The organism is Kribbella koreensis, from assembly GCF_039525325.1.
GTDB classification, from domain to species: domain Bacteria; phylum Actinomycetota; class Actinomycetes; order Propionibacteriales; family Kribbellaceae; genus Kribbella; species Kribbella koreensis.
This window is the reverse complement of record NZ_BAAAHK010000007.1, coordinates 344,215-357,539: the sequence shown is the minus strand read 5'-3', so window position 1 is coordinate 357,539 and position 13,325 is coordinate 344,215. Positions and strand designations below refer to the sequence as shown.

Genomic DNA, 13,325 nt, shown 5'->3' with positions numbered 1-13,325 from the left:
TGCCTAGTCCGCCTTTTCCGTTGCCTGCAGCTCCATTGCCAGCCGGGTCAGGATGATCTCCAGCTCGTCGGAGTCGAGCGGGACCAGCTCCAGGATGAGCTGTCCCTCCAGGCTCTGCGCGGTATTGACGTAGATCGCCGGTGTCCCGTGCTCGAGTTCGGCGGCCAGCGTTGTGGCATCGATTCCCCCGGATACGGTCAGAAGCACGCGCGACAAGGGCAAACCGGTGGGATCAGCCAGTACTTCCGCAGCCAACCCAGGCAGCTCGTTGGCCGCGGTCACGAACGCGAGCACCTTGGCCGCCTGATCGGCCTCCCACTTGGCCCGATCCATCGCGTGCCACTCCTCCAGCGCCGCGAGCACCCCGACCGTCGCCTCCTTCGTCGGCTTCATCGCGCGCCCGATCCCTTTCTCCTGCGCGCGAACCGCCCGCACCAGCCGATGCGTGCCCACCACCAGACCGGCTGTCGGCGCAGCCAGATACTTCTGCGCACTGATCAGCACGGCGTCCGCCCCCGTCGCGAGCAGATCCGCAGTCCGCGGGAACTGCGCCGCGCCGTCGATGATCGCGGGTACGCCGCGACGATGCGCAGCGCGTACCGCGGCAGTCAGATCGATCGGCTCACCGGTGACGAGCCGGGACGACACGAGAAGCAGACAGGCGATGTCTTCGCCGGCGAGCTCATCGTCCAGATCGTCAATGCTGCAACGGTTTTCGTCGCCTGCGACCGTGACGACGGCACCCGCCAAGCGCACAGCCTGCGTGATCGACTGGCCGTAGCTGACCACGTGCCCGGCCGGCAGTACGACGCGGTTGTGCATGTCGCTCGTATCGGGCAGCGCGGCGATCCGCTCCGGATCCGTCCCGGCCATCGCGGCCGCGACGCACAGAGTGATCGCGGCCGACGTGCAGTGGGTGACGGCTCCGGCCTGGGCGCCGGTCGCGTGGGCGAGAGCCTCGCTGGCCCGGTCGGCGAGCTCGTCCATCACGAAGAACTCGGGAAGTGCCTCCGCGACGGCGGCGGCCACGCCGGCCGAGCTGCGGGAGACCCCGAGCGGTGTGAAAGTTCCCCTGGCGTTGATGACCTCGGTCAACCGATGCCGCTCATGTGTGCCCATGGTGCAGATCACCATAGTGGCTGTCAGCATCGATCTGCCATGGGTTCGTCACTAAAAGTTGCGACCGCACCAGCGGAGTGCGGACGCTATGGTGTTGCGATGGGGGAGAACCGGTGGGGGAACACGGTACTGGTCTGTGCCGCACTGGGCCTTGTCGCGGCAGCCGGGGTGACGGCGGTGCGGATGTCCGGGGACGGCGACGACCAGCCGGGCCGGGTCCTGTCGACGGTCCGTACGCCGATGGCGCCGGCCGCGCCTTCCGGCGTACCGGAGACTGCTGAGCCGACCGGGCCGACTGCCTCGCCGCCGCCGAATCAGGACAACGCCATCGTCCTGCAGAACAAGCTGTACAAGATCGGCCGGATCCCGGCGTCGAGGTGCAAGGAGCCGACGGTCAGAGCGACGTCGCCGGCCAAGATCAAGCAGTACTACACCCAGTTCCTCGGCTGCCTCAACAAGGCCTGGGCGCCGGCGATCCGCGAGGCGGGTTACAACTTCTGGGCGCCCAAACTCGTCGTCTACTCAGGTCGCTCGGCCAACACCTTCTGCGATCTGACCAGCACCGCCGTCTACTGCGACGGCACGATCTACATGAGCGCCGACTACGACCTGAAGAACCAGACGACGTACGACCCGCTGTGGACCCGGACGACGATGGCCTTCCTGATCGCCCATGAGTACGGGCATCACGTGCAGGCGATGACCGGAATCCTGCAGGCGTCGCACAACCGCGAAACGGTCCTCGGCAGCACCTCGATGCAGCTGCTCGAGAGTCGCCGGCGCGAACTGCAGGCGTCCTGCCTGAGCGGCGTCTACCTGGGTGCCGACAAGCAGTACTTCCCCGCCCACGGTTCCTGGCTGCTGAAGTGGAAATGGACCGTCCGCAACCGCGGCGACGAGTGGAACCCGAAGCGCACGCACGGCAACAAGACCAACCACAGCCGCTGGTCCCGGGCCGGCTTCGACGCTGCCGACCCGGCCGCCTGCAACACCTTCACGGCCAAGCCGGCGGCCGTCTCCTAAACGGCCAGCTTCAGCAGCTGATCGGCAAACGCCTCGAGAGTCTGTACTGCGGACGCCGTGTCCCGGTCCGCGAGCCAGCCGAGCGTCACGCCATCCGTGATGGCCAGCGTCATCCGGGCGAGCTGCTCGGCAGGCACCTTCCACTCGCAGCCGGTTGCCGCCGAGATGTCGGCGAGGATCGCCTCGATCCCGGCCAGCTGGCTCGCGCGTTGCTCCTTCGCCAACGGCTCGGTCTCCGCGTTGCGCAATGCCCAGGTCGTCAGCTCATAGGTCAGCAGCTGTGCCTGCGGCGTCGCCTCGACCAACTGCCAGAAGCCGAAGAACGCGTTCCGCACGCTGCTCGCCACGTCTCCGCCCGGCACGATCGCAGCGCGCGCAGCGACCACCTGGGCCTCCGCGATCACCCGGATCACCTCGTGCAGCAGCTCCTCCTTCGAGCGGAAGCAGTAGTGCACGATGCCGACCGAGATGCCGAGCTCCTGCGCGATCCGGCGGGTTGTGGTCGCGGCCAGACCCTCGCGCGTAGCAACCTTGATCGCCGCCTGCACGAGGTCGGCGCGTCGCTCTTGCGCTGCTACCCGGGCCATCGTTCTCCTCTCGACCGCACTCACGGTACGTGGAGTAGGTCAAGTGTCCAAGACTCTTGACCTGATGCTACTGGTGAGTCATTCTCAGTTTTTGACGACCACCCCAGGGAGGACCAGTGACGCGCCCCCGCCCCACTCCGCTCACCCGTGTTGCTCGTATGACGACCGCCGCGCTCGCCGTCAGCGCAGTACTCGCCGCAGGCCTGACCAGTACCAGTCAGGCGAAACCAGCCGCCGCGGCCGCCGCCGCACCGGTCGACTACTGCGCCGGCCAGTGCGCCGACATCGTCCCGCCGGGACAGAACGGCAACGCGACCTTCACGGATCTCCTTCTTTTCAAGGGTTTCGGGACCCGACCACCGCACTTCAGCGACACCGTCAAACCCTACGAGCGACTGGTCTGGAACTCCCAGGGCATCACCGACGACGGCCTGGACCCGTACTACGACGACTCCTCCTTCGGCGTGGCGCCTGGTGACGTCGCGTCCACCTTCAAACCGCGGGCCGATGTCACGATCGTGCGCGACAAGTCCCGCGGCATCCCGCACATCACCGGCACCACTCGTGAGGGCACGATGTTCGGCGCCGGGTACGCCGGTGCGCAGGACCGGCTCTTCGTGATGGATGTCTTCCGCCACCTCGGCCGCGGCCAGCTGACCCCGTTCGCGGGTGGAGCGGCGGCGAACCGGGCGTTCGAGCAGGAGTTCTGGCGGACCGCGCCGTACAACGAGGCCGATCTGCAGAAGCAGTTCGACGACGCCGACGATCTGTACGGCGCCGACGGGCTCAAGATGCAGAAGGACATCCAGGCCTGGGTGGACGGCGTCAACTACTACATCAACACGGTCGGGATCGCGTATCCGGGTGAGTACGTCGCGCTCGGACTGCCGACGCCGCAGCCGTGGAAGGTGACCGACGTGGTCGCCACGGCCGCCGTCGTGGCCGGCATCTTCGGGACCGGTGGTGGCGGCGAGATGGCGTCGGCGCTGGCGTTGCTGGAGGCACAAGCGAAGTACGGCGTTGCCCAGGGCACCAAGGTCTGGGAGTCCTTCCGGTCGCAGAACGACCCCGAGGCGAACACGACCGTGCACAACGGAACCACCTTCCCCTATGGGGTTGTCGGCGCGAACCCGGCCGGGCGCGCGATGCCCGATCGTGGGTCGGTGACACCGGAGCCGGAGGTCGTCGATCAGACCGGCTCGGCGGCGTCCAAGGCGTTGACGCCCAAGAGCAGCACCGGGGTGAAGCCGCCCAACAAGGCACAGGGCAAGCAAGCGTTGAAGGGCATCTTCGACGGTGGCGTGTTCCCCGAGGGCTTCGGCCCGAAGGGCATGTCGAACGCGCTGATGGTCTCCGGCCAGTACACCCAGAGCGGCAACCCGGTCGCCGTCTACGGCCCGCAGACCTCGTACTTCGCCCCGCAACTCCTGATGCGCCAGGAGCTCCAAGGCCCCGGCATCAGCTCGCGTGGCGTCGCCTTCGCCGGCATCAACTTCTACACGCTGATCGGCCGCGGCGCTGACTACTCGTGGAGTGCTACGTCGGCCGGCCAGGACATCACGGACACGTACGCCGTACCGCTGTGCGAGCTCGATGGTTCGACTCCGAGCAAGACCTCGACGGCGTACATGTTCCGGGGTCAGTGCACGCCGATCGAGAAGCTCGAACGGCACAACGCGTGGTACTCGAGTCTGGGCTCGTCGGAGCCGGCCGGGTCGTACACGCTGGTCGCGCAGCGGACGAAGTACGGGATCGTCACGCATCGGGGGACTGTGGCGGGCAAGCCGGTCCTGTTCACCAGCAACCGGTCGACGTACGGGAACGAGGCGGGGTCGGCGCTCGGGTTCATGTTGCTCAACGACCCGGACCAGATCCACTCGTCGGCGGACTTCAAGAAGGCGGCCGCGAACATCGGCTACACGTTCAACTGGTTCTACACGGACAAGACCGACATCGCGTACTTCAACTCCGGCGACAACCCGGTCCGCGCGGCCGGTGCCGACCCGAGCCTGCCGACCTGGAGCTCGTACGAGTGGCAGGGCTGGAATCCGGACACCAACCGGGCGACGTACACGCCGGCTGCTCAGCATCCGCAGGTGGTCAACCAGGACTACCTGACGAGCTGGAACAACAAGCAGGCACCCGGCTTCTCGGCCTCCGACGGGAACTTCGGCTACAACTCCGTGTACCGGAGTCAGCCGCTCGATGACCGGATCAAGGCCGTGATCGGGTCCGGGCAGAAGTTCACCCGGGGCAAGTTGGTCGAGGCGATGGAGGACGCGGCGACGGTCGACCTGCGGGGCGATCAGGTGCTGCCGTATCTGCTCAGGGTGCTGAAGAGCGCGCCGATCACGGATCCGGCGGTGGCCGACGCAGTGGCGAAGCTGGAGGCTTGGAAGGCCGCCGGTGCGCATCGGAAGACGCCCAACGAAGCGTCGAAGACGTATGACCATGCTGAGGCGATCCGGATCCTTGATGCCTGGTGGCCGATTCTGGTGCCGGCGGAGTTCCAGGGGCTCGGGCCGGACCTCTACAACGCGCTCGTGCACACCCAGAAGATCGACGAGCGGCCGAGTGCGCAGGGTTCCGCCTTCCAGAACGGGTGGTGGGGTTTCGTTCAGCGGGATCTGCGCAAGGTGCTCGGCGATCAGGTGAAGACGGCCCAGCCGGTGACGTTCTGCGGTGGCGGGTCGCTGGCCGCCTGCCGGTCGGTGCTGTCGGATTCCTTGCTGGCGGCAACGAAGGTGCCGGCGGCCACGACGTACCCGGCGACGGGGGACTGTGCCGCAGGGGACCAGTTCTGTGCGGATCAGATCGTGCATCAGCCGATGGGCGGCATCACGCAGGACCGGATGGCTTGGGTCAACCGGCCGACCTATCAGCAGGTGATCGAGTTCCCCGCGCGGCGTGGAGATGACGTCAGCAACCAGGCGGTGGGGAAGACCGCTACTGCCAGCAGCTTCGAGCGTGGGATCTACTACTCGCCGCCGGCCAATGCCGTCGACGGTGCGCTGGGGACTCGGTGGGCGAGCGACTGGTCGGATCCGCAATGGTTGAAGGTGGATCTCGGGACCGACCAGCCGGTCGGCCGGGTCGTGCTGCAGTGGGAAGCGGCGTACGGGTCGGCGTACAAGATCGAGGTTTCTCGCGACAACGTGAACTGGCAGCAGGTCTATGCGACTGCTTCTGGGAACGGTGGCGAGGACGTGGCGCGGTTCAGTCCGGTGACGGCGCGGTACGTGCGGATGACGGGGACTCGCCGGGCGACGTCGTACGGGTACTCGCTTTATGAGCTGCAGGTTTTCAGGCAATGATGACGGCATGACTCAATACATTCCCCCGCCGCACGTGGCTCCGCAGGGTTCGCCGTATCCCGTGCTCGTCTCGACCATGAACGATCTGCCCGGCTACCGGGCGGACATGGTGTTCGGCGAGGTGTTCGGGCTGACCGTGCGGAGCCGCGACTTCGGGTCGAACTTCACCGCCAGCTTCCGGTCGCTGGGTGGCGGTGAGGTTCCGGAGTACACCCAGATGCTGGCCGAGTCGCGGCACGTCGCGGTGATGCGGATGTGCCAGATGGCGCATCAGATGGGCGCCAACGCGATCCTGGCGATGCGGTTCGACTGCAACGAGATCGCCCAGACGATGAGCGAGGTGGCGGCCTACGGGACGGCCGTCATCGTCCGGCCGGTGGACTACAACAGGGATGGTGCCAATGACAGCTGAGCCGCTTGCCTTCGGCCCCGATTTCTTGTGGGGCGTGTCGACTTCGGCGTACCAGATCGAGGGGGCGGTGACCGAGGGCGGTCGCGGGCGCTCGACCTGGGACACCTTCTGCGCCGAGCCGGGGCGGATCAAGGACGGTGATACCGGGGAGGTGGCGTGCGACCACTACCACCGGTACGCCGAGGACGTCGCGCTGATGAAGGAGCTGGGGGTCGATGTCTATCGGTTCTCGTTCTCCTGGCCGCGGGTGCAGCCGACGGGCAAGGGGCTGGCGAACGGGCACGGGCTGGACTTCTACGACCGGCTGATCGACTCGTTGCTCGAGGCCGGGATCAAGCCTGCTCCGACCTTGTTTCATTGGGATACGCCGCAGGAGCTGGAGGATGCGGGCGGCTGGCTGAACCGGGACATCACATATCGGTTCGCCGACTACGCGAAGATCCTGGCCGAGCGGTTCTCGGACCGGGTGCCGTTGTGGATGACGATCAACGAGCCGATGGTGCTGACGCTGATCGGGTACGCCGTGGGCGGGCATGCGCCGGGTAAGCAGCTCGGGTTCGAGGCGTTGCCGGTGGCGCATCATCAACTGCTGGCGCATGGGCGCGCAGTACAGGCGCTGCGGGCCGGTGGTGCGTCGAACATCGGGATCGCGTCGAGCCACTCGCCGACCTGGCCGGCCAGCTCGAGTGCTGAGGATGTCGAGGCGGCCGGGCTGTACGACAACCTGATCAACTGGATGTTCGTCGACCCGATCCTGCTGGGGGAGTACCCGAACGGGATCGGCGACGGGATGCCGGGGCCGGTGGCCGAGGATCTGGAGATCATCTCGACGCCGATCGACTGGTTCGGCCTGAACCACTACGCGCCGGCCCGCGTCGGCGCCCCGACCGGAAACCCGGACACCGCCGCCACCGACGGCATCCCGATCCCCGCGGGCCTGCCGTTCGAGCCGCGCACCATCGAAGGCGTCGAAAAGACAGACTTCGGCTGGCCGATCGTCCCCGACGCCTTCGGCGAGATCCTCCGCACTCTTCGGGACCGGTACGGGGACCGCCTCCCGCCCATCTACATCACCGAGAACGGCTGCGCCATCAACGACGGGGTGGTCGGCGGAGTCGTCGACGACCAACGCCGAATCGCCTACCTGGACAGCTACCTGAGGTCGTTGAAGTCGGCGATCGACGACGGCGTAGACGTCCGCGGCTACTTCCAGTGGTCCCTCCTCGACAACTTCGAATGGGCCGCCGGCTACTCCCAACGCTTCGGCCTCATCCACGTCGACTACAAAACTCTGGAACGCACCCCCAAAGCCTCGTACAACTGGTACCGCGACCTGATCGCCAAGCACCGCCCATGACCCACCAGCCACCAGCCGCCGGCGAGGCGGTTGCCGCACTTGCCGAGCCACTGGCTCGTGTTCGGGGACGATGGACGGCCGCCGTCGTTCTCGCCAATGTCGGCGTCTTTGCAGCGTTCCTCGGGCCTATCCAGGTGTTGTTGGCCAAGCAGTCCGATGTGATTGCTGGGAGCAACAAGGAGTTCGTCTTCGGGTTGGTGACCGGGGTAGGCGCAGCTGTTTCGGTGGTTGCCAATCCGTTGGCCGGCGCGTTCTCGGATCGAACTGGTTCGAGGTTCGGCAGGCGGGTGCCGTGGGTGCTGGGTGGGGCATTGGGTGGCGCGGCGGGGCTGCTCGTCTTGGCGGGCGCCAGTGCGGTTGCGGTGATGCTGGTTGGTTGGTGTCTGGTACAGGCGTCTTGTAACGCGTTGCTGGCAGCGATTACTGCCGCCGTGCCGGATCGGGTGCCGAAGGTTCAGCGCGGGGTTGTCGGTGGGTGGGTTGCGCTGGCTCAGACGGTGGGTGCGTTGGTCGGCGTGGCTTTGGCGACGATCGTCGGCGGTATCGGCGTCGGGTATGTCGCCTGCGCGGTGTTCCTCCTGCTCTCGGTGGTGCCATACCTCGCAGGTGGCGGTGATCAGCGGTTGCCGGTGAAGGAGCGGCTGGTCTGGCGGGAGTTTGCGAAGAGCTTCTGGGTCAGCCCCCGGAAGTACCCGGACTTCGGCTGGGCCTGGCTGACCCGCTTCCTGCTCAACCTCGGCAACGGACTTGGCACGCTCTACCTCCTGTACTACCTCCAGGACGCCGTCCATTACGCCGACCCCGACACCGGCGTACTGGTCCTCACCGCCGTCTACAGCCTCTGCGTCGTCCTCACCGCCGTCTGGTTCGGCAGTTGGTCGGACCGGATCGGCCGCCGGAAGATCTTCGTCACCTGGTCCGGGATCGTGATGGCGGCCGGCGGCATGGTGCTCGCGATCTGGCCGACCTGGGCCGCGGCGCTCATCGGCGCCATCATCATCGGCGTCGGATTCGGCGTCTACCTGTCCGTCGACTTCGCCCTGCTCACCGAAGTACTGCCGAACGCCCGCGACCGCGCCAAGGACCTCGGCGTCATCAACATCGCCAACAGCCTGCCCCAGGTGGTCGCCCCGGCCATCGCCGCCCCGATCGTCAAACTCCTGGGCGGCTACCCGGTCCTCTACACGCTGGCCTCGGTCGTGACGCTCGTGGGCGCGGTACTGGTGAAGAAGGTTCGCGCGGTCGCCTAGTCTGCTGGTCATGCCGCTGTATTCCTTTGAGGGCGTCAGCCCGACCGTGCACCCGGAAGCCTGGATCGCGCCGACCGCCACCCTGGTCGGCAACGTGATCGTCGAGAAGGACGCGTCGATCTGGTACGGCGTGGTGATCCGCGCCGACCTCGGGCAGATCATCATCCGCGAGGGCGCCAACATCCAGGACAACTCGGTGCTGCACAACAACACCGGGATCTGCGAGATCGGCAAGAACGTGACGATCGGCCACCAGTGCCTGGTCCACGACTGCACGATCGGCGAGCAGGCCCTGATCGGCAACGGCGCGATCGTTCTCGACGGGGCCGTCGTCGGCGCCCGCACGCTGGTCGCCGCCGGCGCGACCGTCACCCCGGGCATGGTCATCCCCGGCGAGTCCGTCGCGCTCGGCAGCCCGGCGAAGAAGATCATTCCGCTCGAGGGCACCGCCAAGCTCTTCGTCGACCACAACGCGACGATCTACCACGACCTGGCCAAACGGCACGCCGCGTCGGTCAAGCAGGTCGGCTAGCCCCGATAGAGCTCGGCGATCAGCGCGACCGCGTCCTGGGTCGCCGGGTGCGGGTCGTGCCGCGGCCAGATCACCCGTACGGCGACGGGCGGCGCGTCCTTCAGCGGCCGGAAGACGACTCCTGCCCGCCCGTACTGCGTGGCGGTGCTTTCCGGGGTGATGCCCACGACGCCGCCGGCCGCGATCCGCGCGAGCCAGTCGTCCACGTCGGCGGTGTCCTCCAACTCCGGTTGGTCGCCGAGTGGCCAGAGGTCGGCTGTCGTAGTACCGGTTCTGCGGTCGGACATGACTGTGCGGGTGCGGACCTCGTCGAGCTTGATCGAGCGGCGCCGGGCCCACGGATCGTCGGCGGCCATCACGATGACGCGGCGCTCCAGCCCGACCTCGGTGACGGCGAAATGCTTCTCGTCGGGTGGAGTGCGGACGACCGCGAGGTCGCAGACGCCTTCCGCCAGGCCGCCACTCGGGGTGTTGGTGCGGACCAGCAGGAGATCGACGTCGGGGTGGAGCTCGGCCCAGCGTCGCTGGAAGGTCGCGGTGTGGCGGCCGAGTGCCGACCAGGCATGGCCGACGCGGAGGCGGGCGTGACCTGAGGTCGCCTCGCGGACTAGTTCGTCCATCTCCGCCAGCAGTCTTCGGGCCCTTGGTACGAGCTGCGCGCCGGTCGGGGTGAGCGCGATCGTGCGGCTGGTGCGGTGGAGCAGCCGCACCTTCAGGCTCTGTTCGAGCGCCGCCAACGTCCTCGAGACCGCCGCTTGCGAGACGCCGAGATCCAGTGCCGCGTCGGTGAAGCTTCCCGCGTCGACGATCGCGACCAGTACGCGCAACTGCCGCAGCTCCACATCCATACGCCGATCGTATAGATCGCCAGTTCATGCATTTTGCGTATTGCTATCGCAGGCACATCCTGCCGGTATGACCGTGGAAGCTCCGCCAGCAGCCACCCTGCCCGCCGCCGCCGCGCGACCATGGATGGGCGGGATCGCGATGATGCTGGGCAGCGCCCTGTCCAACCAGGTGGGCGCGGCCACCGGCTCACTCGCCTTCCCCGCGCTGGGACCGGCCGGCGTGGTCGCGGTGCGCCAATGGGTGGCGGCCGTCCTGCTGGTCGGCATCACCCGCCCCCGCTTCCGCGCCTTCACTCACCGCGAGTGGCTGCCCGTACTGGCCCTCGCCGCCGTCTACGCGGTCATGAATCTCACCCTGTACACGGCGATCGACCGAATCGGCCTCGGCCTAGCGGTCACCCTGGAGTTCCTCGGTCCGTTGGCGGTCGCACTGACCGCGTCCCGCCGCAAGGTCGATCTCGGCTGCGCGCTGATCGCCGGTGTCGCAGTAGCTGTACTCATGCGACCCCAGCCGACCACCGACTACTTGGGCATAGCCTGCGGCCTGGTCGCCGCGGCCTGCTGGGCGGCGTACATCCTCCTCAACCGCACGCTCGGCACTCGGCTGCCCTCAGCCCAGGGCGCCGCGGCCGCCTCCACAGTCTCCGCCCTGGTGTACCTCCCCATCGGCGTCTGGATCTTCCTCCACCACCAGCCATCACTCCGGTACGTCGCCTACGCAGTCGCAGCCGGAGTCCTCTCCTCAGCCGTCCCGTTCCTGGTCGACCTGCTCGCCCTCCGCCGGATCCCCACCGCCTTCTACGGCCTCTTCATGAGCACCAACCCGCTGCTCGCCGTACTCGTCGGCTGGATCGTTCTCCACCAGACCCTCGGCCTGGTCGAGTGGCTGGCGGTCGCCGCGATCATCACCGCCAACGCCGTCGCGATTTCGGCTCAGGGCGGGGATAAGGGTGGCGTAAGGGAAATCCTTGATGCCCGCAATAGGCGTGATCGGGTTGAATCTGAGGAGTAGTGACGTCGCTACGTGAGCGGGCCGGGGATCGACCTCCGGGGGCGGAAGGTTCGAGCTCCGGTCCGCATTAGCGCAATCGATATCCGACGCCGGGAACGGTCTCGATCAGACCGGGCGGGCCGAGTTTTCGGCGCAGTGTCATCATCGTGACGCGGACGGCATTCGTGAACGGATCGGCATTCTCGTCCCAGGCCTTCTCGAGCAGCTCCTCGGCGCTGACCACGACCCCCGCGGCCCGCATCAGCACGTCCAGGACGGCGAACTCCTTCGGCGACAACTGAAGGAAGCGGCCCTCCCGGCTGGCCTGGTGCCTGGGCAGGTCGAGCACGATGCCCTGCCATCGTCGTACCGGCGGAAGCGCGCGTACCGACCGGCGGCCGAGCGCCTGGATCCTGGCGACGAGCTCGATCGTCGCGAACGGCCAGCTCAGCACGTCATCCGCGCCGATCGCGAGCCCTTCGACCCGGTCGGACGGCTCGGTCGAACGGGTCAGCAGGAGCAGTCGCGGCCCTTCGCCGGACGCGACCACCTTGCGGACCAACTCGTCGGCGGGAACGGACGGCAGTTCGGCGTCGAGGACTACAACGTCGTAGTCGTGCAGCCCGATGCGTTCGAGCGCGCCGCCGCCGTCGTGACAGACGTCGACCGCCATCGACAATCGGCGGAGTTCACGAGCGGTGGCGGCCACGAAACCCTGGTCCACCCCTGCAATCAGTACGCGCACCGATAATGCTCCCCCAGTTCCATAGCCCCGAGTATCACCGAATTCCGGCGGCCCCGGGCGGCGTCTCAGCGCGCCACCTGGTGGTATACAAAATCACAGTGACGCAGAACACAGAAATCATTGACCCATTAATCAAAGAATGAAAGAAATCATCAGACCTCATGCACAGTGGTTTGTTCTAATTGCCGCAGCGCGGCCAGCACGGTGAGCACCGCCGGCCGCGGCGGCGCACCCCGGCGTACGACGGCGGTGATCGCCCGCGTCACCGGTACGACGAGACGCCGGGTGGCGACCCGATACCGCGGATCCACGGCCAGGCTCGGCAGCATCGCGACGGACAGCCCGGCCTCGACATGCCTGAGCAAGGTCGAGTAGTTGCTGAATCGGCCGACGACCCTCGGCTCGAACCCGGCCTGGCGGCAGAGGCGGGTCGTGAGGTTGGCCATGTACGACTGGGGGCGGTCGAAGGCCCAGGGCTCGTCGGCGTACGCGGAGAGGTCGGCCGGACCGCGGCCTGCTGTCGGGTGATCCGGCGGGAGTACGAGCACGATCAGGTCGGTGGTCAGGGGGAGGAGATCGAGGTCCGGGCCGAGTGGCGTCTCGACGAAGTCCGTCGTGGTGACGATCAGGTCGACATCGCCGCTTCTGAGTGCGGCCAGGCTCTCGTGGGGTTCGAGTTCGAGCACCTGGATCTCTAGATGTGGGTAGCTTTTGGCCAGTCGGCTGACGGCGGGCATGGCGAGGGTGTGGATCGCGCTCTGGAAGGCGCCGAGGCGGACCAGGCCGGCCGGTTCGGTGCCGAAGCTGCGCAGTTCGGCCTCGACGGCGTCCATGTGATCGAGGATCGCCTGCGCCCGGCGGGCCAGGATCAGGCCGGCCGGGGTGAGGCGGACGCGGCGGCCGGTCCGCTCCAGGAGCTTGGTGTGGGTCTCGGTCTCGAGCAGTGCGAGTTGCTGGGAGACGCTCGACGGGCTCAGGTCGAGAGCCGTGGCGACGGCGCGGATCGTGCCGTGGGTCTCCAGCCGGTTGAGCAGCCGGAGCCGCCAGGGGTTGAGCGTCATACCGGCCATTGTTGTGCGGTTTTTGTGAACAGCAAGTGCGGGAACGTGTGCTGGACGCGATGGTTTCCCGGCTCCTAGCGTCGTGG

The 13,325-nt window shown here is 67.3% G+C and carries 12 protein-coding genes; 7 read left to right on the top strand and 5 right to left on the bottom strand.

Features of this window, described 5'->3' with window-relative positions; genetic code table 11:
* Positions 1–3: 3 nt before the first annotated feature.
* A complete protein-coding gene (locus ABD116_RS15620; RefSeq protein WP_343969584.1) occupies positions 4–1,119 on the bottom strand; it encodes an aminotransferase class V-fold PLP-dependent enzyme in 1,116 nt (371 codons plus the stop codon).
* Between the two features lie 99 nt (positions 1,120–1,218).
* Between ABD116_RS15620 and ABD116_RS15615 the strand changes: the two genes are divergently transcribed.
* Entirely contained in the window at positions 1,219–2,142 is a 924-nt protein-coding gene (locus tag ABD116_RS15615; protein WP_343969581.1) for a neutral zinc metallopeptidase, read from the top strand.
* Here ABD116_RS15615 and ABD116_RS15610 read toward each other — a convergent pair.
* Complete coding sequence (locus ABD116_RS15610) at positions 2,139–2,729, bottom strand: TetR/AcrR family transcriptional regulator (RefSeq protein WP_343969578.1); 591 nt, start codon at positions 2,727–2,729, stop codon at positions 2,139–2,141. The two genes, ABD116_RS15615 and ABD116_RS15610, sit on opposite strands and share 4 nt — an antisense overlap.
* 116 nt (positions 2,730–2,845) lie before the next feature.
* On the opposite strand from ABD116_RS15610, the gene ABD116_RS15605 reads away from it, so the two are divergent.
* From ABD116_RS15605 to ABD116_RS15585, 5 genes are read left to right on the top strand one after another with little or no spacing between them, the layout of a single operon-like run.
* Positions 2,846–6,043 carry a penicillin acylase family protein gene (locus tag ABD116_RS15605; protein ID WP_343969575.1) on the top strand — a complete coding sequence of 1,066 codons (3,198 nt, stop codon included), beginning with the start codon at positions 2,846–2,848 and terminating at the stop codon, positions 6,041–6,043.
* 7 nt (positions 6,044–6,050) lie between these two features.
* Positions 6,051–6,455: a YbjQ family protein gene (locus tag ABD116_RS15600; RefSeq protein WP_343969572.1), complete on the top strand. Its 405-nt coding sequence runs from the start codon at positions 6,051–6,053 to the stop codon at positions 6,453–6,455.
* On the top strand, positions 6,445–7,812 hold the full coding sequence (locus ABD116_RS15595; protein WP_343969569.1) for a GH1 family beta-glucosidase: 1,368 nt from the start codon (positions 6,445–6,447) through the stop codon (positions 7,810–7,812). Before ABD116_RS15600 ends, ABD116_RS15595 begins: the two co-directional genes overlap by 11 nt.
* Positions 7,809–9,062 (top strand): MFS transporter, encoded by a 1,254-nt coding sequence (locus ABD116_RS15590; protein WP_343969566.1) that lies wholly within the window; start codon positions 7,809–7,811, stop codon positions 9,060–9,062. Before ABD116_RS15595 ends, ABD116_RS15590 begins: the two co-directional genes overlap by 4 nt.
* A gap of 10 nt (positions 9,063–9,072) precedes the next feature.
* Positions 9,073–9,594 carry a gamma carbonic anhydrase family protein gene (locus ABD116_RS15585; protein WP_343969563.1) on the top strand — a complete coding sequence of 174 codons (522 nt, stop codon included), beginning with the start codon at positions 9,073–9,075 and terminating at the stop codon, positions 9,592–9,594.
* Here the strand turns inward: ABD116_RS15585 and ABD116_RS15580 are convergent.
* On the bottom strand, positions 9,591–10,442 hold the full coding sequence (locus ABD116_RS15580) for a LysR family transcriptional regulator (RefSeq protein WP_343969560.1): 852 nt from the start codon (positions 10,440–10,442) through the stop codon (positions 9,591–9,593). The genes ABD116_RS15585 and ABD116_RS15580 overlap by 4 nt on opposite strands.
* A 67-nt stretch (positions 10,443–10,509) precedes the next feature.
* Between ABD116_RS15580 and ABD116_RS15575 the strand changes: the two genes are divergently transcribed.
* The gene (locus ABD116_RS15575) at positions 10,510–11,454 is read left to right on the top strand and encodes an EamA family transporter (RefSeq protein WP_343969557.1); all 945 of its coding nucleotides are present in this window, start codon (positions 10,510–10,512) and stop codon (positions 11,452–11,454) included.
* Between the two features lie 67 nt (positions 11,455–11,521).
* Here the strand turns inward: ABD116_RS15575 and ABD116_RS15570 are convergent, their stop codons facing one another.
* The gene (locus ABD116_RS15570; RefSeq protein ID WP_343969555.1) at positions 11,522–12,178 is read right to left on the bottom strand and encodes a response regulator transcription factor; all 657 of its coding nucleotides are present in this window, start codon (positions 12,176–12,178) and stop codon (positions 11,522–11,524) included.
* 152 nt (positions 12,179–12,330) lie between these two features.
* Entirely contained in the window at positions 12,331–13,239 is a 909-nt protein-coding gene (locus tag ABD116_RS15565) for a LysR family transcriptional regulator (RefSeq protein ID WP_343969552.1), read from the bottom strand.
* Between the last annotated feature and the right edge of the window lie 86 nt (positions 13,240–13,325).

What these genes read in the sequence shown, in the direction of transcription:
- ABD116_RS15620 (WP_343969584.1), bottom strand. Translation starts at nt 1,119, where the DNA reads ATGGGCACACATGAGCGGCATCGGTTGACCGAGGTCATCAACGCCAGG.
- ABD116_RS15615 (WP_343969581.1), top strand. Translation starts at nt 1,219, where the DNA reads ATGGGGGAGAACCGGTGGGGGAACACGGTACTGGTCTGTGCCGCACTG.
- ABD116_RS15610 (WP_343969578.1), bottom strand. Translation starts at nt 2,729, where the DNA reads ATGGCCCGGGTAGCAGCGCAAGAGCGACGCGCCGACCTCGTGCAGGCG.
- ABD116_RS15600 (WP_343969572.1), top strand. Translation starts at nt 6,051, where the DNA reads ATGACTCAATACATTCCCCCGCCGCACGTGGCTCCGCAGGGTTCGCCG.
- ABD116_RS15595 (WP_343969569.1), top strand. Translation starts at nt 6,445, where the DNA reads ATGACAGCTGAGCCGCTTGCCTTCGGCCCCGATTTCTTGTGGGGCGTG.
- ABD116_RS15590 (WP_343969566.1), top strand. Translation starts at nt 7,809, where the DNA reads ATGACCCACCAGCCACCAGCCGCCGGCGAGGCGGTTGCCGCACTTGCC.
- ABD116_RS15585 (WP_343969563.1), top strand. Translation starts at nt 9,073, where the DNA reads ATGCCGCTGTATTCCTTTGAGGGCGTCAGCCCGACCGTGCACCCGGAA.
- ABD116_RS15580 (WP_343969560.1), bottom strand. Translation starts at nt 10,442, where the DNA reads ATGGATGTGGAGCTGCGGCAGTTGCGCGTACTGGTCGCGATCGTCGAC.
- ABD116_RS15575 (WP_343969557.1), top strand. Translation starts at nt 10,510, where the DNA reads ATGACCGTGGAAGCTCCGCCAGCAGCCACCCTGCCCGCCGCCGCCGCG.
- ABD116_RS15565 (WP_343969552.1), bottom strand. Translation starts at nt 13,239, where the DNA reads ATGACGCTCAACCCCTGGCGGCTCCGGCTGCTCAACCGGCTGGAGACC.